16 protein-coding genes are annotated in these 17,924 nt (G+C 46.1%); 4 read left to right on the forward strand and 12 right to left on the reverse strand.

Annotation, left to right across the window (positions count from 1 at the left end; all coding sequences use genetic code 11):
- Window positions 1-31: 31 nt before the first annotated feature.
- The 4 genes from OL444_RS20175 to OL444_RS20190 all read right to left on the reverse strand — a co-directional run bounded on the left by OL444_RS20175 (window position 32) and on the right by OL444_RS20190 (window position 5,207).
- Window positions 32-1,582, reverse strand: coding sequence for a DHA2 family efflux MFS transporter permease subunit (locus OL444_RS20175; protein ID WP_264730230.1), 1,551 nt, complete (start codon window positions 1,580-1,582; stop codon window positions 32-34).
- Between the two features lie 4 nt (window positions 1,583-1,586).
- Window positions 1,587-2,639, reverse strand: coding sequence for an HlyD family secretion protein (locus OL444_RS20180; RefSeq protein WP_264730228.1), 1,053 nt, complete (start codon window positions 2,637-2,639; stop codon window positions 1,587-1,589).
- Between the two features lie 22 nt (window positions 2,640-2,661).
- A complete protein-coding gene (locus OL444_RS20185) occupies window positions 2,662-4,020 on the reverse strand; it encodes a TolC family protein (protein ID WP_264730226.1) in 1,359 nt (452 codons plus the stop codon).
- Window positions 4,021-4,352: 332 nt separating this feature from the next.
- Window positions 4,353-5,207, reverse strand: a complete 855-nt coding sequence (locus tag OL444_RS20190) for an NAD(P)H-binding protein (RefSeq protein WP_264730223.1) — start codon at window positions 5,205-5,207, stop codon at window positions 4,353-4,355.
- A gap of 60 nt (window positions 5,208-5,267) precedes the next feature.
- Here OL444_RS20190 and OL444_RS20195 point away from each other — a divergent pair, with 60 nt between their 5' ends.
- Window positions 5,268-5,732: a winged helix-turn-helix transcriptional regulator gene (locus tag OL444_RS20195; protein ID WP_264730221.1), complete on the forward strand. Its 465-nt coding sequence runs from the start codon at window positions 5,268-5,270 to the stop codon at window positions 5,730-5,732.
- 221 nt (window positions 5,733-5,953) lie between these two features.
- Here OL444_RS20195 and OL444_RS20200 read toward each other — a convergent pair whose 3' ends face one another.
- Window positions 5,954-6,808, reverse strand: coding sequence for an SDR family oxidoreductase (locus OL444_RS20200; RefSeq protein ID WP_264730220.1), 855 nt, complete (start codon window positions 6,806-6,808; stop codon window positions 5,954-5,956).
- Window positions 6,809-6,976: 168 nt separating this feature from the next.
- Between OL444_RS20200 and OL444_RS20205 the strand changes: the two genes are divergently transcribed.
- Window positions 6,977-7,228: a winged helix-turn-helix transcriptional regulator gene (locus tag OL444_RS20205; protein WP_264731746.1), complete on the forward strand. Its 252-nt coding sequence runs from the start codon at window positions 6,977-6,979 to the stop codon at window positions 7,226-7,228.
- A 311-nt stretch (window positions 7,229-7,539) separates the two neighbouring features.
- Window positions 7,540-11,205, forward strand: a complete 3,666-nt coding sequence (locus OL444_RS20210) for a DUF5977 domain-containing protein (protein ID WP_264730219.1) — start codon at window positions 7,540-7,542, stop codon at window positions 11,203-11,205.
- 206 nt (window positions 11,206-11,411) lie between these two features.
- On the opposite strand, the gene OL444_RS20215 is transcribed toward OL444_RS20210, so the two are convergent.
- On the reverse strand, window positions 11,412-11,978 hold the full coding sequence (locus tag OL444_RS20215; protein WP_264730217.1) for a collagen-like triple helix repeat-containing protein: 567 nt from the start codon (window positions 11,976-11,978) through the stop codon (window positions 11,412-11,414).
- A 345-nt stretch (window positions 11,979-12,323) separates the two neighbouring features.
- Window positions 12,324-12,692 (reverse strand): winged helix-turn-helix transcriptional regulator, encoded by a 369-nt coding sequence (locus tag OL444_RS20220; protein WP_264730215.1) that lies wholly within the window; start codon window positions 12,690-12,692, stop codon window positions 12,324-12,326.
- 199 nt (window positions 12,693-12,891) lie between these two features.
- Between OL444_RS20220 and OL444_RS20225 the strand changes: the two genes are divergently transcribed.
- The gene (locus OL444_RS20225; protein ID WP_264730211.1) at window positions 12,892-13,779 is read left to right on the forward strand and encodes an NAD(P)-dependent oxidoreductase; all 888 of its coding nucleotides are present in this window, start codon (window positions 12,892-12,894) and stop codon (window positions 13,777-13,779) included.
- 104 nt (window positions 13,780-13,883) lie between these two features.
- On the opposite strand, the gene OL444_RS20230 is transcribed toward OL444_RS20225, so the two are convergent.
- The 5 genes from OL444_RS20230 to gwsG all read right to left on the reverse strand — a co-directional run bounded on the left by OL444_RS20230 (window position 13,884) and on the right by gwsG (window position 17,859).
- On the reverse strand, window positions 13,884-14,339 hold the full coding sequence (locus tag OL444_RS20230; RefSeq protein ID WP_264730209.1) for an SRPBCC domain-containing protein: 456 nt from the start codon (window positions 14,337-14,339) through the stop codon (window positions 13,884-13,886).
- Window positions 14,340-14,445: 106 nt separating this feature from the next.
- Window positions 14,446-15,423: an ABC transporter ATP-binding protein gene (locus OL444_RS20235; RefSeq protein ID WP_264730207.1), complete on the reverse strand. Its 978-nt coding sequence runs from the start codon at window positions 15,421-15,423 to the stop codon at window positions 14,446-14,448.
- 190 nt (window positions 15,424-15,613) lie between these two features.
- Complete coding sequence (gene gwsS, locus OL444_RS20240) at window positions 15,614-16,654, reverse strand: grasp-with-spasm system SPASM domain peptide maturase (RefSeq protein WP_264730206.1); 1,041 nt, start codon at window positions 16,652-16,654, stop codon at window positions 15,614-15,616.
- Window position 16,655: 1 nt separating this feature from the next.
- Window positions 16,656-16,865 carry a hypothetical protein gene (locus tag OL444_RS20245; protein ID WP_264730204.1) on the reverse strand — a complete coding sequence of 70 codons (210 nt, stop codon included), beginning with the start codon at window positions 16,863-16,865 and terminating at the stop codon, window positions 16,656-16,658.
- 10 nt (window positions 16,866-16,875) lie between these two features.
- Complete coding sequence (gene gwsG / locus OL444_RS20250) at window positions 16,876-17,859, reverse strand: grasp-with-spasm system ATP-grasp peptide maturase (protein WP_264730202.1); 984 nt, start codon at window positions 17,857-17,859, stop codon at window positions 16,876-16,878.
- Window positions 17,860-17,924: the final 65 nt, after the last annotated feature.

A 17,924-nucleotide genomic window follows, 5' to 3' on the forward strand; every position in this document is an offset into this window, starting at 1 on the left:
GTAGTTATTTTAAATCTTTACAATGAAGGCATCAATGGGCATCTGCCGGTAATGCCACCTGTTTTTTGTTCCGGCCCTGCAGGAATACCAGGGGAATACAACATAACATCACGATCCCCAGTAACTGGTACGCGCCGGAAAAAGACATCAGCATGGATTGCTTTTTAATAACACCATCTACTGCTTTCAAAGCCATTTCCACAGCATCTGCATGAGAAAATCCTTTCCCCATGAATCCCTGTATATAAGCCTGTATACGCTCCTGGTACGCCGGGTTGTATTCGTTGACATTTTCCAGGAGAAAATTCCGGTGTACACTTTGTCCGATATGGATACGGGTAGCCAATCCTGCGATACCAAAAGAACCACCCAGCTGCCGCATCATGTTATACAACCCTGCTCCCTGGCCTATTTCAGGTCCTTTCAGGTCTTTGATCGCGAGGGTAATCAACGGTACGAACAACATTCCGATACCAATGCCGCGGAAGTTCAGCGGGAAGTAAAAGTCTGTCAGTCCGGAAGAAAGCGTCGCCCGGCTCATCAGGGTAGGAAATACAAAGAAGCAAAGGAAACCCGCTATTACAAATAGTTGTGGCGGTACGCCCTTCTTCAGTACTTTCCCGACAATCGGCATCAGCGATATGGTAAAGAGCTGTCCGGGTAACAACAGTAGTCCGGTTTGTTCTGCCGAAAAGCCCAGCAGGGTCTGGCAGTATTGCGGAAAGATAAATACAGATCCATACAATCCGATACCAAATACAAAGGAGGTCACCATGCCGGCCGAGAAGCTCCGGTAGCGGAACAGCTGAAAGTTAACCACGGGATGCTCCGTTGTGGTTTCCCGCCAGATGAACAACAGGATACCTATCACAGCTGCCGCCGTTAATACGATGATGTAGTTTGTCGCGAACCAGTCTTTTTCCTCTCCTTTCTCCAGCACAGTTTGCAAACTACCTACTGCGATGGTGAGTAACAGGATGCCCCACCAGTCGACCGGTTTACCCACGCCGGATTTAGGGGTTTCCCTTACATAGCAATGAGTGAGTACAGCAGCCAGGATACCCAGTGGCAGGTTGATGTAAAACACCCAGGGCCAGGATAAGGTATCGGTTAGGTAGCCGCCGAGGGCCGGCGCGATGGTAGGTCCTACCACGGCGCCAAAGCCAAATATAGCGGTTGCTGTGCCTCTTTCTTCCGGCGGCCATGTTTCCAGCAGAATTGCCTGGGCAGTAGAAATAAGCCCACCGCCGGCCAGCCCCTGCAACACCCTGAACAGGATCAGTTCTATCAATGTGGTGGAGTTGCCACAGAGCATGGAGGCGATGGTGAAAACGATGATAGAGAAGAGAAAATAATTCTTCCGGCCAAAACGGTTGCCCAGCCATCCGGACATAGGGAGGATGATTACATTGGCCACCGCATATCCGGTAGTTACCCATGCCACATCTTCCAGGATAGCGCCCATATTACCTTGTATATGCGGAATGGCTACATTCACAATGGTAGTATCCAAAAATTCCAGCATACAGGCCAATACCATCGTGATAGTAATGACCCATTTTCTTACGCCTTGTTCAGCCATATGATCAATTTTTTGTGGATACAGAAACGGTCACGTTCATGCCTGGCCGGAGCAGGTTACGCACTTCAGCGGATGCTTCGATGCTGATTTTAACCGGTATACGCTGCACTACTTTCACGAAGTTGCCGGTAGCATTATCCGGTGGCAGCAGCGAAATTTTAGCGCCCGTAGTGCCTGCGAAGTTGTGTACCTTACCGGTAATTTTATGACCAGGGTAAGCGTCTACCTCAATGGCTACTTCCTGTCCCGGACGGATATGTTCCATCTGCGTTTCCTTGAAGTTGGCCGTGATATACAGGCTGTTTTCATCTACAACGGCAAACAGGGTTTGTCCGGGCTGAATGAGCTGACCTTTCTGTATTCTTCTTTTCGTAACAATACCGGTAACCGGTGCTTTGATTTGTGTATAGGACAACTGGAGCTGTGCATAGTCCACATCTACCTGTTGCTGATCCAGTGCGGTGTGTGTCACCTGTAACTGGGTGCGGCTGTTGTTGGTTTTGGCCATTGCTGCATTGTATTGCGCCACCGCAGATGCATAGGCTGCCGTAGCGGCGTCTTTATCTGACTGGGCTTTATCGAACTGTTGCCGCGGCACCGCGCCGTTTTTCACCAGCTGGGCATAGCGGTTATAGTCCTGGTTCGCCTGCCATAGCCGTGCTTTAGCTGCATCCACCATCGCTTTGTAACCATTGGCGGTAGCTTCCATGGTCGTGATTTCTGTAGCAGATACATCAATCCGGGAACCAGCGAGCTTTTGTGCGGCCAATGCCTGTTCCAGTTTCAGTTTATATTCTTTGTCTTCCAGCCGGATGAGGAGCTGACCGGCATTTACCCGCTGGTTATCCTCGATGGCGATGGAATCCACGTAGCCGCCGGCTCTGGCGACTACCGCGCTCAGGTCACCGTCTACCTGTGCATCATCGGTATCTTCATGCGTACGGTAATAGTAGTATTTCTGCACCCCGAAGAGCCCACCGGAGATGATGACCAATGCCAGTATAACAGGAACGATGCGGTTTCTTTTTGTCGGTGTGGTAGTAGTATTGCCTTCCATATGTTTATGAGATGTTTGTGTTTTATTTTGAAATTTTACCAGTGGCTTTCTTTAACCGGAACCACCATAAACCGGCTTCTGCTTTCGCCAGCGCTATGTTGACCATCGTACCATACAGGCGGGTGCCGGCATCGATACGATCTGTGACAGAGGTGACATTACTGCGATATTTTTCTGCCTGCATGTGATCATTTTCTTCCGCCTGTGCAACGGCTACTTCCAGCAGTTTTATTTTTTCCGTTGTCCGGAGGTATTGTTCGTAGCATTTATTCACCTCCTGCTTTACCTGGTCCCACAATACATTCCGGGATAGTTGTGTTTGTTGCTGCCGGATTCTGGCTTCGCCGATTTTATTTTTGTTCAGCCAAAGACTGGGGAAATTCCAGGCGACCGTTACGCCAACGGAGAAAGGCGCCACAAAACTGCCTTCTGTAGGAATAAAAGCGGATCCGGCATGGAAATAGTTGACATTGGCGCCGGCAGACAGTTTGGGTAATACCTCTCCCTGCAAGGACCGGATATCATTTTGGGCGATGGTAGTCTGCAGCGTATTTTGTTTTAGTTCTACCCGGTAGTTCCAGGCATCTTCCTGATATTGCTGCAACTGGCCTGCAGGGTTATTTCCCGTTACCACATCATCCGGCTGTAATTGGGTCTGTTCCGGCAATCCCAGTAACACCGTGAAATTGTAGTTGACAATTTTACGGTTGGTTTCCAGGTCTACTGCTGTCAGGGCCACTTCCGAGCGTTGCAGTTTAAACCGGAGTACATCGTTCTGCGTCACAATACCCTGCGTATATAACTGTTCAGCCTGGGCGATGATACTATCCACTGCTGTAAGATCCTGCCGGATGACCTGTTGGGTTTGCAATACGGTATAGAGATCATAGTACATATCAATGGTGGCGGCGATAATATCATCTTTATGTTTCTCCGCTTCCAACCCTGCTACGGTAGCCAGTAACTGCGTGGAAGACTTTGCATATTTCAGTTTAAATCCATTGAAGATGGTTTCCTGTACGGAGATACCGCCTTTGTAGGAAGTAGCCTGGCGAGGTAACACCCAGTCCAGCGACCCGAGCTGAATATGATTGGCAGGAACAGCGGCATGGCTGAAACCTATACTGGCACTACCGGTTGGCAACGCCTGATCTTTCACCTGATTGTACTGCGCCTGGGCCTGGGCTACTTTTGCCGCTGTGAGTTTTAAAGCCGGACTATTGGCCACAGCCAGTTCTATGGCTGCTGCAAGCGTGATTTTCTGCTCCTGTGCATACAAGGGATGGCTGCCGGCAAGCAGTAAAAAGCAGCAAATATTTACCGGCCAACACCTGCGAAGGATGCGTTGTATACAGGAAAATACTGGATTGTTTTTTTTCATTACTGTTACGTTTATAAATCAGTGTTATAGTGGGCATAGCTCCGCCATGCGGGCATTACGTCCGTTTTTTATTGACAGATCTGATAAGGGTGAAGAAAGAATTTGTTTGGCAAATGTCTATCGCCGGCCGGCGTTAAACATTGATGCAGATCAAAAACCGGAATATGCTGTTGTTAGCCGGTAGCTGCATCGTTTCTTTTTTCGTTTGGCAAATGTCCGCCGGTTAACAGGGCTAAACATTGATGCAGATCAAAAAAATCAAGGGCATAAAAAAACGCGAGGTATCATCCTGTCGGGATGATACCTCGCGTTGTATATTGATACCAGTGTATTTACTGCCAGTCCTGCTCCAGTACTGTTTTCAGTGTCGTGGGCTTTTTGCCGGTCACTTTCTCTACTGTATCTGTCGTAAAAGCAACCTTATTGGTGAGAATGCCATCGTATACAATGGTCATATACTCCCCGATAAAATCCGGCGCACCGGCAGCTTTCAGCACTGCTTTAAAAGTATCGGCATCTGGCTCCGGATAGGTAATCTGCTTGCCTGTGACGGTGGTCAGGAGGGCAGCCGCATCGTAGAAAGACAGGAGTTCCGGTCCCGTCAGGTCATAGGATTGCCCGCTGTGTCCTTCCGTTGTTAACGCCACCGCTGCTACTGCGGCAATATCCGCTACATCAATAAAAGCTGCTTTTCCTTTACCTGCCGGTGCAAATACGATAGATCGCTCCGTGATATTTTCATATTCGTAGTTCCTGAAATTCTGCGAGAAAAAAGACGGCCTCAGTATGGTGTAGTCAAATCCTTCCTGCGCCAGTTTTTGCTCCATCCGGGCATGGAAACCCAGCAAGCCTTCGGGATTAGTCAGTCCTAACGCCGACAGATATACGATCCGTTTAATGCCTTTCTTTCCTAGGTACTCCAGAAAGGGGGCAAACAGCAGATCCAGATCCGGCGTAATGGGAGGACCCAGTAAGAAAACCTTGTCTACACCCGCGGTGGCAGCCTCGAAAGTAGTTGGATCATCAAAGGAAAAATGTACGATTTCTTCCTGCAGACCCAGTTTTTCTTTTGCTGCTGCTACATTTCTGCTGGCAGCAAAAAAAGCAGCCTGCTGTGTCTGCAGTGATTTTATCAAAGCCTTACCAATACTGCCGGTGGCGCCTGTTACTAAAATTTTGTTACTCATTATTAAAGTATTTAAATGATCAATAGTTACTTTTGGTAATGCAATACTAAAAAGTAACTAATGATTAAACAAGAAGGCACACTGGCATTACCAGGTAACACGGAGGTAACTAATAGCCAGCCATCCACCTTTGCCGGTGAAAAAAAATTCCAGGAAATTTTCCAGGTGGCTAATACCACCCGGAATCAGCTATGTCCGGTGAGGGATATTGTGGCGCGCATCAGCGATAAATGGAGTATGCTGGCCATTTTCGCACTGGGTGGCTTTGGCACCCTGCGGTTTAATGAAATGAAACATAAGATCGGGGATATTTCCCAGCGGATGCTGACGGTTACCCTGCGCAACCTGGAAGCCGACGGATTGGTTACCCGTACGGTATTCCCTGAAATTCCGCCACGGGTAGAGTACCAACTGACCCCGCTGGGTTATGGGCTGATGCAACAGTTCTCGTTGCTGGCCGACTGGGCTACCGACAATGGCGAACAGATTCTCCGGTGCCGGCAACTGCAGCGAAATGCATCATAAACGATTCGCTTCCCCATTTGCCATTACATCGGTATCAATAACGCTTAAGCATAAACGAAAAATAAAATAACCTATACCTGCATCTGATTTCATTTGGTACATATTCAGCGGTTAGCAAGGTTAAACAGGGATGCAGCTCCAAAAATAAACGGCATAAAAAAATATGAGGTACCGCCCCCCTATAGGGATGATACCTCACGTTATATGCTCAGACCGTGTGCTTACCCCCAGTCCTGCTCCAGTACTGTTTCCAGTGCAGTGGGCTTTTTGCCGGTTATTTTCTCTATGGTATCTGTGGTAAAAGCTACCTTATTATTAGCAATGTTGTTGTATATAATGGCCATATACTCTCCGATCAGATCCGACACGCCTGTAGCTTTCAATCCGGCTTTAAAAGTATCCTCATCCGGTTCCGGATAAGTAATCTGTTTTCCGGTGAATCGGGTCAGCAGGGCTGCCACCTCATAGAAAGACAGCGCTTCCGGGCCTGTCAGTTCATAGGCTTGCCCGCTATGGCCTTCCTTCGTTAACACTTCCGTTGCTACTGCAGCAATATCTGCCACGTCAATAAAAGCCGTTTTCCCTTTGCCTGCCGGCGCAAACACAACAGAGCGCTCCGTGATATTTTCATATTCGTAGTTCCTGAAATTCTGCGCAAAATAACTCGGCCTGATGATGGTATAATCAAATCCTTCCTGTATTAGTTTTTGCTCCATCCGGGCATGAAAGCCCAGCAAACCAACGGGACCACTCAGCCCTAATCCTGACAGATATACAATCCGCTTAATCCCCTTTTTTCCCAGATACGCTACGAAGGGAGTCATCAGCTGGTCCAGATGGGGGTTAAAGGAAGGACCCAGTAAAAAAACCTTCTCTACGTCTGCTGTCGCTGCCTCGAAGGTAGCCGGATCATCAAAGGAAAAATGGACTACCTCTTCCTGCAGTCCCAGTTTTTCTTTAGCGGCTGCTACATTTCTGCTGGCGGCTTTAAAAGCAACCTGCCGTGCCTGCAGTGATTTTGTCAAAGCCTTACCGACACTACCGGTAACGCCTGTTATTAAAATTTTGTTGCTCATTATTAAAGTATTTAAATGATCAATAGTTACTTTGAGTAATACCCTACTAAAATTAACTATTAATGCAGCAAACGGACACCATTGTATGATCAGTAACTAACTTTTGCCGGTGAAAATTTTCCGGTTGGCCAATATGGCCGGTAGTCAGCTATATCTGGTACAGATATGATGGTGCACATCAGCGATAAATGGAGTATACCCGCTATTTTCGCAGCGGGAGGCTTTATCCCACTGCTGTTTAATGAGATGAAACATAAGGTCGGGGATATTTCCCAGCGCATGTTGATGGTTCTCCTGCGCAACCTGGAAGCTGACGGATTGATTACCCGTACCGTATTTCCTGAAATTCCACCGCGGGTAGCATACCAATTGCCCCCAGTTAAACCATACCTTCATCTAATAATAAATAAGGTCTTTTAGCACCTACCCATTCCCTCTTCTTATCCACGCTATTTTAACTTTTCTGCCAAAAGGCGAAATCATTTTTTTCGCAAAAACAAATACAATACTTTCGCTGCCGGAAATCATTAAACAGAGATCTTTTATTTTAATAGATGGTTGTTACCTATGCCAGTTGCTGTATGACGCCTGTCAGTATTACTATTGCTGCAAGATAAAAAGAACCCTATCCTGCAATAAAACTATCATGGCTATACGGATACCTATGCTTGCGCTAAAATCATCCCTAAGAATACCTTTTTAATATCCTTATTTGCAAAAACATGTATGGCATGAAACTGATTAAAACCCTCACACTCATTTTGCTGGTGGTGTTGAGTACTCCCTGGTACAGCAAGGGGCAGGCCCAGCAACAACCTGGGATAGACGGTCATTTTCCCGAGATGATCCCGCACTCACCCAACGCCGCATCACTGGGAACTTACGGCCAGATTCCAACATCCCTCTTTAATGGATTACCCCAAATATCTATTCCTGTTGGGCAGCTTGTCTTAGGCGGCATAAATGTCGATCTTAGTTTAAATTATCATGCAGGAGGTATTCATCCTGATTATCACCCTGGTTGGGTAGGCCTTGGCTGGAATCTGATAGCCGGTGGTACGATTACCCGTGAGGTGAATGGGGGTGTTGATGAAACTATCTCTCCATATGTCACGCCGGATTCTTTGTATTCCTATTATAGTCATTACAGCGTATCCGCTGCTGATGACTGGAATAATGGCGACAGTCTTTATCGTTATGTCAATATCAGAAGTGGTGCATCCGCATATCCCGCTCCTGATGAGTTTATTTTCAATTTTGGAAAATACTCCGGATCATTTTTTTATGATCATACCGGTAAATGGCAGGTACGATCTGAGAGCCCTTTATACTTAAAAGTGGAAGAAGAACTCAAAACAAACTTTGAATTACAACCTCAACCAGGTGGCAGTTCGATTCCACTTCGACGCATATTTTATAAGTTTACATTGACCACACCAGATGGCTGCCGGTATATATTCGGTGGCACTCAGGAATCAATAGAATTTACCCGCGCATCAAACAGCGAGGGTAATTCCGGCTATAACATCAAAGTAATCCCTACTTCCTGGCACCTGACCCAAATCATTACAGCCAGTGGCAGAAAGATTGATTTTAAGTATCAACATGATCAGCTTCTCCTCACACAGAGATCCAGCATATTGTTGTATAGCTTTACCGGAAGCCATGACAATATAGGTTCCCGGAACGACCCTTATCAACAAAGTGTTGCGATCATTAATCCATCTTATCTGTCAGAAATTACTGCTGCAGATCAAAAAGTCACGTTCTCCCGTTCAAATACCAATGAATTGTCTTTTGATTACAATATGAATGAATTGCAGGCAAGTATATACAATGATTTGGGACCCAACGGCCGCTTTCCTACCCTCGGTGTCTTCCGATGGAAGAAACTGGATACGATCAGTTTTTATGCTGGTAACAATAATTTACTAAAAAAAGTGGTGCTGAATTACAAAGATCAATCCAATTCCCGACTTATGCTGACCAGTGTTCAGGAAATAGGAATGGGTTTAAATCGTAAATCTCCTTACCTATTCACCTATGATACTACAGCACTACCAGCCTATAATTCTCAACAATTGGATCATTGGGGATTCTATAACGGTAGAAATTATTTTGCCGGCCACTCCACTTATTATTCACCGGATGAAATACCTGCGTATGCAGCCAGCCGGGCTCCTCATGATTCATTGATGAAAGCAGGTATACTCACTGGTATTACCTATCCTACCGGCGGCAATACCCGGTTTGAATATGAACCACATGCTTATAGCAAAATCGTTCAAAAGTATCCGTTTAGGTTAGAAGAAGCAGGTGGTAATCTGAAAGCCGGTGGTTTGCGTATCAAAAAAATTACAGACACGGATATCGGTGGTAAAATCACGAATAGTAAAACCTATCAGTATATCACCGACTACAATGCCGGAGGCAAAGCTTCCAGTGGGATACTCTCCGGTGTCCCAAACTATCTTGATAGGAACTATTGGGATCTTCAGGAATATAAACTTGATTATTGGTACTGGTACGACTATTCTATAGAACCACTTAGTCATACCAACGGTAATCATGTTACTTACAGTGAAGTAGCAGAAATATTGGCAGACAGTAGTTATACTATCTATCAATACACCAATCATAATAATCCAGCCTATTTGGACCAGGAACACGCAGGAATGCTATATACCGCACCCGGTCAATGGGTGATGGACCCCCATACCAGTATGGCTTTGGAAAGAGGCAAGTTGTTACGTAAAAGGCATTATTCCACACCGGGGACATTACTAAAAGATACCAGATATGAATACGATGTAACCAGTGATCGCTTTAAAGAGGCGATACGTAATGTTTACATCTCTCAACGGCAGTTTGGTAAATTATATGACTACAGGATTACTTCCTACTTCACATACACCTATCCCTCCTACCTTACTGCCGAAAAAGACACTACCTACGATATGAACGGCGCCAATCCGATTGGTACCCAAACCACTTACACCTACGACAAAGGCTATCGGGTACTCAAACAAACCCAAACGCAAAACAGCAAAGATCAATACTTAGCCACTTATTACACCTATCCGGCGGACATTCCGCGCAGTCATCCTTCCTTACAGGCAACACCGACTATTTACCGGGAGATGATGACCCGCAATATGACTGCATTGCCCGTGGAAATCAGGAAGACGATTACTATCAACAGGGCCCAGTTTACCACTAGTGCACTATTACAACAGTATGCGCTTTATCCCAACAAAAACATCCTGCCGGCACAGGTATGGTCATTGAATACCAACCAGCCACTGTCCGATTTTGCAGCATTGACCATTCAGGTACGGGATACCACCATTGCCGGTACTACCCAAAAATATGAACTGCTGGCGGCCGACAAACGGTATACAACACAGTTGCTGTACGACCGCTACGACTCCAACGGCAATGTATTGCAGTTGCATAAAGCCAACGATGTAAACACCTCTTTCATCTGGGATTACACCGGCCGTTATCCGCTGGCGCAGATTACCGGCAGTAACTACGACAGCCTGCTGGCCTTCACCAACAAGCAGCTGTTTACGACCTATCAGACAGACAGCGTTATACGCAAGGAAGTAGATAAAATCCGCCAAAACACGACGCTGGCGCCGCGGCTCGTCAATACCTACACCTATGCCTACGGCTGGGGTATGAGCAGTGCCACCGACCCTGCCGGCAAAATACTGTATTATGAGTATGATGGACTGGGACAGTTACAACGGGTTCGTGACCAGGATAAAAACATCCTGAAATCCTATTGTTACTATTATATGGGACAGCGCCGTGATTGTAGCGGACTGTATTACAATGAAGCAAAAAGTAAAGATTTTAATCGGGAATGTGGCGTGGGCTACCTGCCGGACACTGTGCGTTATACGGTGCCTTTCGGTAAATACCAGGGGTTAACGGAACTGGAAGCAGATAAAAAAGCGCTTGCAGACATAGACAGCAATGGACAAAAGTATGCCAACACCGTCGGAAAATGTACGAAGATTTATTATGCCCGGATCAGGTATGCCAATCTAAATGTTGTCCTGATTGATGGTAACCGGCATGATGAAGGCATGTTTGATCACCAATACGATATGTACGTGGATTTCTATGATGATCCAGCCGGTACCATTCCGGCTACAGTCAGTAACTTGCCCATCGCACTGATTTTTGACAAATCCACTATGACCACACCCGCTTCCCCGAATCCTTATACCGTAAAAGCAAATGGCAGTAGCTTCCTGGTCATCAAACAAGTGGCCACCAAACAGGAATGGCTGATCTTTGACAGCAACGGCGGTTCACGGATTGACAAAGAGTTTTTTTATAATCACACCTTGCTGCCAAAGGAGGGCTACAAAGTGATTGACTAAATACGAAGTCGTACTATAAAAGAAGCTGTCTCATTAATAAATGGGGCAGCTTTTTTTATGCTGCAAACAGGACGTTGTGCAGCGCGCTATAGCAACTGTTTATAAAGAGGAGCTTTTTATTACACAGGGTTGTAGACTACCCCCAATCAACATAATGTCAAAACAAAGCAGCTGCCTCATTTTAAATAGGAGACAGCCGCTGTTTGTTAATCTTTTAATCCCAAATATGCTTTTGCAGACGCATAATCAGACCAGTTTACCGAAGCAGCCGATCTTGCCTTCGTATTGCCAGGTACGATTATGTAACGGTATTGTTGATACTTCTTACCATTGGCGAATATGGTACCCAGGTCTGCGTTGGCATCCAACTGAATCCGCTGTGTGTAAGCCATTACCTGGATGTTAAGACCTGATGAAGCGTGATAGGGCAACGAAATAATGACAGGGTCACTTGCATCGCTCGTGTTGACGTATACCTTTACATCTGCGCTATTCAACAGCGTCTGGGTGAGTTTAGGTGCGTCAATAAACGCATAGTAGCCTATTGTATCAATACGACCGCCTACGAGGTGTATAGTATCTGGCTTAAACGACACATCCAGCCAATCAGAATAGATCACGCCGGAGCCGGCGCCTGGATCACCTTTGGGACCGGCAGGACCCGTAGCACCAGCAGGACCAGCATCGCCTTTTTTACTGCAGGATATCATGAACACAGCAAGAAAAAGTCCTGCCAGCAGGACCAACGGGGTAATAAGTTGACGTCTTTTCATATTTGAGTGAGTGTTAACGGTATGAAAGGTTAGGGATTTCACACCTTATTTTGGTTTAGGGGAACTAAAATACAACTTCTTCTCAAAACTATACCCCGCGCATCACTGCATAATAACCACAGCGTCCATTGTACAGCGAAATAGCGAGGATCGTACTACTGCAATGCTATTGCATTAAACGTTTGTCTGCGTTACTGTTCATTGCCATAACCCAAATCAGTTACTCATATATTGTAAGGCTTTTGTTTAAACTGGTTGTATGAACTATTGATATGGGTATAAAAAAAGTGGTTGCCTCTACTACTGTTGAGACAACCACTTTTTTTATAGAAAAATAAAAGAATACTAATACTGATGTTCCGGCTGCATGGCTTCTATACCAGGCACTATGAACTCCCGTTTTTCATTTCCCCATTTATCCATCGCATTAATCACCGGTAATATACTCTTACCCACTTCTGTGAGATAATATTCTACTTTCAACGGTAATCCCGGATAGATGGTTTTACCAATAATACCATAATCTTCCAGCTCCTTCAATTGCATATTAATCACACGGGGACTGGCGGAATCTATTCTGCGATGTATTTCACTGGGGCGTAATACACCATTGTTGATACAGTCAATGATCCAGGCTTTCCATTTGCCACCTAGTACCTTAATTGCGATACTGATGCCACACTCCAGGTTTTCCGGGATTTTCTTCTCATACATATTCCAAAAAATTTGAAATGAAGATAAACAAATTTTATAAAATCAGAAAGGCTGCAGGGCCCCTTCCCCGCTTTCCGGCCTCCCTGCTATAGGGAATAATTTATCCCTGCCTGAATATTTTTTCCCTTATTGTTCACGGAGGTAATTGTCTGGACATTTGAGTCATCAAAAAATAACCACGAACCTAAAAACGTAACAGATGACAACCACTCCACAACACCGCGGAGCAGTAACAGTAATAGGCCTGGGCGCCATGGGCACAGTACTCGCCCGTACTTTATTACAAAAGGGTTTTACAGTAACCATATGGAACCGCACGGCAGCACGCGCCGCCGGGTTAACCGCCGAAGGGGCACTATTGGCGCCTGATATCACCGCTGCGGTAGCAGCCAGCCCCATCATCATTACCTGCCTTTCCAGCTATGAAGCAACAAGCCACCTGCTGCAAACAGCCGCCATAGATCTTACCGGTAAAACCATTATAGAATTTTGTACCGGTACTCCGCAGGATGCACGGAACGCGCAAGCCTGGGTAACCGCCCTGGGTGGCAGCTACCTGGATGGCGCCCTGATGGCTACTCCCAGACAAATCGGCCAGGAAAGTACCACCATCTTGGTTGCAGGAGCCACTGACACTTTTCAAACAGCAACCGCAGTACTGGCTGCACTGGGCGGGAATGTGATGTATAAAGGAGAAGCCATCGGAGCTGCCGCAGCCTGGGACCTGGGGCTACTTGCTTCCGTATTTGGTATGATAAACGGATTTATGCAGGGAGCCCTGCTCTTCGAATCAGAAGGGATTCCGGTAAACCTGCTGGGCAATATGCTGGTGAATATGGGGCCCATTATCGGTGAAATGGTACGACATGAAGGAGAAGTAATCGTTAGCGGGAATTATGATCATCCGGAAAGCTCTCTCCGCACCTGTGCCTACACATTTGACCTGTTGGTAAAACAGGCCAATGAAGCCGGTATCGACAGCAGCATCCCGGCATTCAGTCAGGGACTGTTTAAACGGGCACTGGATGCCGGTTATGGCGAAGAACAACTGGGCGCGCTGATTAAAGTACTCCGCACCCAGGCATAAATATGTTTTTTTGTCGGCCGAACGGGCACGGCTATACGACAAAACACGAGAGGCCGTTTCTATACGAAACGGCCTCTCGTGTTGTTATAACATTTCGCTGACACTTATGCAGCTTCTACCAGTTGTTTGATCGCCTGCAGGATAGGATTCCAGCCTTCGCCATTGTTATAGGCTTCCTGGTATCTCCGTTCTCCTTCTGCTACCGTGGCATAGTCGCCCTGTGTAACCGTCAGGGTGGTAACACCTCCCTGTTCCTGTAAGTCATAAGTGACCTGCAGGTAATTTTCAGACGTGTCATCAATTCCGGAATTAGGATCAATGGTGGTATACACCAGCAGCTGGCCCGGCACTATTTTCAGAATAGTTCCTTTTACGGCCACCATTTCCTGACCCTCAAAAACGCCTTTCCACAGCAGGGTACTTCCTTCCTGCCAGTCGGAAACGGTTTCGCAACCAAACATATATTTTTTGGTTTGTTCCGGATTGACCAATGCATCCCAAACAGTGGAGGCAGGTGCATGAATCGCGATTTGGCTGATTACATTCAGAGGTGTGTGCATGTATAAAGTTTATCACGCCAAAAATAAAAAACCTCACCGGTTTCGCAAACATTTCCCGGGTTAGTTTTTATACCGGCATGCATGCTATAAAATACACTGGCAAGTGTTATTTCACCGGTACCTGTTCCAAGGCTACGTGTACGGTATCTCCTTGCTGCAAACCGGTTTGGGTAGTTCTAATGGTAAGTGGTGAGCCAGCCAGCAGTACTTCGGCCTCCATATAGCTGCCGAAAAAGGCGACGCGGCTGATTTCCCCACGCATGCCGCCATTCACTGCCGGTACAATCTTTAACTGTTCCGGCCGGATGTACTGGTCTTTTCCATTGAGGTTAAGTCCGGGTAATTCCGCCAGGGTGGCAGCTATCGCTGGTGTAATCAGGTTATATTTACCCAACAGGGCGGCGGTATATTCGTATTCAGGCTGATGATAGAGCTGTTGTGGCGTACCTTTTTCCAGGATTTCTCCGGCCCGCATCACCATTATTTCGTCTGCCCAGGAAAGCAGGTCTAACGGGTCATGGGAAATAAGCATACAGGTGATGCCCAGCTCCTCACTGAGGTCTGCTACCACGGATTTCAGGGTGTTTTTATGAATCATATCCAGGTTGGAATAAGGTTCATCCAACAGCAGAAACTCAGGCGCGCCGGTCAGCAGGCGGGCCAGTGCAATCCGTTGCTTTTCTCCGCCGGAAACCTGGTCTGTTTTACGTTTCAGCAGGTGGCTCACCTGGCAGATCTCGTACAGTTTGGCGGCATCTTCCGGAATAAATTTATTGGCGTAGGATAAAATTTCTTCTACCCGGTAATTATTGCGTAATTCAAAATGCTGCGACAGATAGGCAATACCCGGATGCCCCGGAATCAATACTTCCAGCGATCCCCGTACCCTTTTCTGCTGATACATTACTTTTCCTTCATCGGCCTGTGCCAGCCCCCCTATTATTTTCATCAGGGTACTTTTCCCAGAGCCGGTTTCTCCGGCAATAGCCAGCTGCTGCAGCTTTTCCTGTTGAAAGCTAACATCTTTTACGGTATAAACACCCTGCTGTTGTTTGCTGATATTGGATACTTCTAAAAAACTCATATGGCCCGGAGCACGTTTTAAGCTGGAATCAATATTTATTCATCACCCTGCCTGCAATTTGCGGCAAGCCTGCAAATTACAGAATAAGTCTGGTGATACCCACATAAATTACCAGCCCAATGCGCCTACTGCCATAAAAAAGCCCTGGCGATCCACCAGACAAACATCTCGTAAGAGGTCTTTTTTTTCTTTATTCTGCCCATACACCTGTATAAGGATCATATTTACATTTAGCCGGTTTGGCATATTCATCGTGTGATTCGGTGGTATAAGCACGGCAATCCGTGCAGATATACCGGAACTCACAGTCTTTGCATACCCGGATCGTATCTTTATTGATATACCAGCGTTGCCGGAACGCTTCCCTCGCTGCTACTGCCGTCAGGGATACTTCTCCCGCATAACCGTAATGGTTATCGAAAGAAGGACAGTTTTTTATCCGCCCGTTTTCATCCACGGCTATTTTCCGGTTCAGACAACCATTGAATCGTATGTTCTCAATAAAACCACTCAATGGCAACAGGGAAAGGGATTTCTGGTTAATAATCCCACAGGCATGACAACTGTCGATCACCTGGTCCGTAAACATGATTTCCTCCGGATTACACTGGCTACGGCTTTCTTCCAGCAGGCCTGCCGGAACACTATGAAAAATCAGATAGCCGATACTATAGGTTTTAATCACGGTTGCCAAAGCGTTACTCGTTTCCCCATCTGTAAAGGGCATCATAATCTGTACAGAGTTAAACCCTTTGCCGGTAGTATGGGAAAGGACGTCTGTTACCTCATCTACTGATAAAGGCCGGTAGCTTCTGATCTGAATATGCTGACAGTTCAACGTTTCCAGCTCTTCAAACAGCTGTTGAAAGTTGTGCATTTTTTCCCGCACGTCAATGAGGGCATTCGTAATCTCAGAGGGATGATCCCACTCCAGCGACATCGGTGGAAAAACAGACAGGTCATCCACTATCGTAGCCAGTTCCTGTTGCTGCAGGTATTGTATGAATTTTTCGAACTCCGCCACGTCTTCCGCAGCCGGCAACATGGCGGCTACTTCACCAATGGATTTATCTTTTAATTCCTGCAATAATTCATAAAAACAATTATCAAAAAAATAGGAATGCTTACGGGAGATATCGTACAAGGCTGTTCTGGTGTGTCCTTTTACCGGAAAACAATCTGCATACAGATATAAATACTGATGGGCAACGTCTGCAACAATACTATTCATCTTACTGGAACTTTGAGAAATCAATAATCTTTGAAACCGGTTTATTAGGCACAGCGTACTGTATGTAGGAACCCATTTTTTTGTTGAAAGTAACCCGGTAAAAAGGGTCTTCCAGGGTAATCAGTTCATTGTAAATAATATGATTATAAAAGATGGGAAGCTGCGTCAGCTTTCTTTCATCGACCCGTAGTTTCTTTACTTTCATTTTCATAAAGACAGATTTATAAGAGTTGGGCAATTCTTCTTTCCAGATAATAATTACACGGAATAGAGGTCATTCCGAACTGGCCGATCGGGTTTACTTCCAGGAACACATAATCGTTGTGCTCATCTACAATGATATCGATAGAGCCACTGTCGAGCTGCAGGGCGTCCATGACCGTGGTGAGTTGTTGCTGTACCTTAACGGGCAACAGATAAGGTACCTGGCGGTTAGGTTTTTCGAGGTTGTATTTACGGAAATCGACTGTTGTTTTTTTGTCGTGCTGAGAAAAAATAGCCATCGCGTAGTATTCTCCTTTGATATAGAAAATGCGCAGTTCATATTTTTTCTTTACCTGTACCTGTATCAGTGAGGGGAAAAATGTTTCCGGCATTGCATCCAAAACGGCGGGCGTTATTTTTTCCGTGTAGGAATAGTATCCTCTCTTTTTGGTAAAATGATAGACGCCGTTTCCCATCGCTTTGGTGACAAGTCCGATATGGGTTTTCTCCAGCAGGTTCTGTACATCTTTTTTGCGGGTCATGATGTAGCTCTCGGGAATCGTCAGGCCCGCATCTCTGGCGATCTGTAATACTTCAAATTTATTGACCTGGGAAGTACGGTAGCCACCCAACACGGTTTTACTGTGTTGCGCTACGTTGAGATAAATAAAGTCGAGCAGGGTCGACATTTCCGTTTTCAGGTGTTCCTGATGGAAGTCGGCATCATCGGGGATGACCGGCTTCTTATGTAAGGAATAATCGATCGGTACACTTTTCATCGACAGGCCTCTGCGGCGGTACCATAGCGAAGTGGCATCATAGAGATTAATCATCTTCCCGTCCTGTTCTACGATCAGCTCCCGTTTGTTGATATCGAAGTAATGAAACGTAGTGGTGTGGGTATCTGCATTCAGGCGCAGATATTCTTTTTTGTATGCTAACAACCATTGTATCACCATCGCGGTGCTACCGTCATCCTGCCGGCTTAAGATTAGAATCATGGTCCTGTTGTACTGTAGAATGAAAAAAGAGGTGATGGCATGCGGGTAAGAAAGTACGGCCTGAA

It is taken from the genome of Chitinophaga nivalis (genome assembly GCF_025989125.1).
GTDB classification, from domain to species: domain Bacteria; phylum Bacteroidota; class Bacteroidia; order Chitinophagales; family Chitinophagaceae; genus Chitinophaga; species Chitinophaga nivalis.

Bases quoted from the DNA above. Each gene is read 5' to 3' on its own strand.
- OL444_RS20235 (WP_264730207.1), bottom strand. From the start codon at position 15,423: ATGAGTTTTTTAGAAGTATCCAATATCAGCAAACAACAGCAGGGTGTT.
- OL444_RS20180 (WP_264730228.1), bottom strand. From the start codon at position 2,639: ATGGAAGGCAATACTACTACCACACCGACAAAAAGAAACCGCATCGTT.
- OL444_RS20195 (WP_264730221.1), top strand. From the start codon at position 5,268: ATGATTAAACAAGAAGGCACACTGGCATTACCAGGTAACACGGAGGTA.
- OL444_RS20225 (WP_264730211.1), top strand. From the start codon at position 12,892: ATGACAACCACTCCACAACACCGCGGAGCAGTAACAGTAATAGGCCTG.
- OL444_RS20210 (WP_264730219.1), top strand. From the start codon at position 7,540: ATGAAACTGATTAAAACCCTCACACTCATTTTGCTGGTGGTGTTGAGT.
- gwsG (WP_264730202.1), bottom strand. From the start codon at position 17,859: ATGATTCTAATCTTAAGCCGGCAGGATGACGGTAGCACCGCGATGGTG.
- OL444_RS20215 (WP_264730217.1), bottom strand. From the start codon at position 11,978: ATGAAAAGACGTCAACTTATTACCCCGTTGGTCCTGCTGGCAGGACTT.
- OL444_RS20220 (WP_264730215.1), bottom strand. From the start codon at position 12,692: ATGTATGAGAAGAAAATCCCGGAAAACCTGGAGTGTGGCATCAGTATC.
- OL444_RS20190 (WP_264730223.1), bottom strand. From the start codon at position 5,207: ATGAGTAACAAAATTTTAGTAACAGGCGCCACCGGCAGTATTGGTAAG.
- OL444_RS20185 (WP_264730226.1), bottom strand. From the start codon at position 4,020: ATGAAAAAAAACAATCCAGTATTTTCCTGTATACAACGCATCCTTCGC.
- OL444_RS20205 (WP_264731746.1), top strand. From the start codon at position 6,977: ATGGTGCACATCAGCGATAAATGGAGTATACCCGCTATTTTCGCAGCG.
- OL444_RS20175 (WP_264730230.1), bottom strand. From the start codon at position 1,582: ATGGCTGAACAAGGCGTAAGAAAATGGGTCATTACTATCACGATGGTA.
- gwsS (WP_264730206.1), bottom strand. From the start codon at position 16,654: ATGAATAGTATTGTTGCAGACGTTGCCCATCAGTATTTATATCTGTAT.
- OL444_RS20200 (WP_264730220.1), bottom strand. From the start codon at position 6,808: ATGAGCAACAAAATTTTAATAACAGGCGTTACCGGTAGTGTCGGTAAG.
- OL444_RS20230 (WP_264730209.1), bottom strand. From the start codon at position 14,339: ATGCACACACCTCTGAATGTAATCAGCCAAATCGCGATTCATGCACCT.
- OL444_RS20245 (WP_264730204.1), bottom strand. From the start codon at position 16,865: ATGAAAATGAAAGTAAAGAAACTACGGGTCGATGAAAGAAAGCTGACG.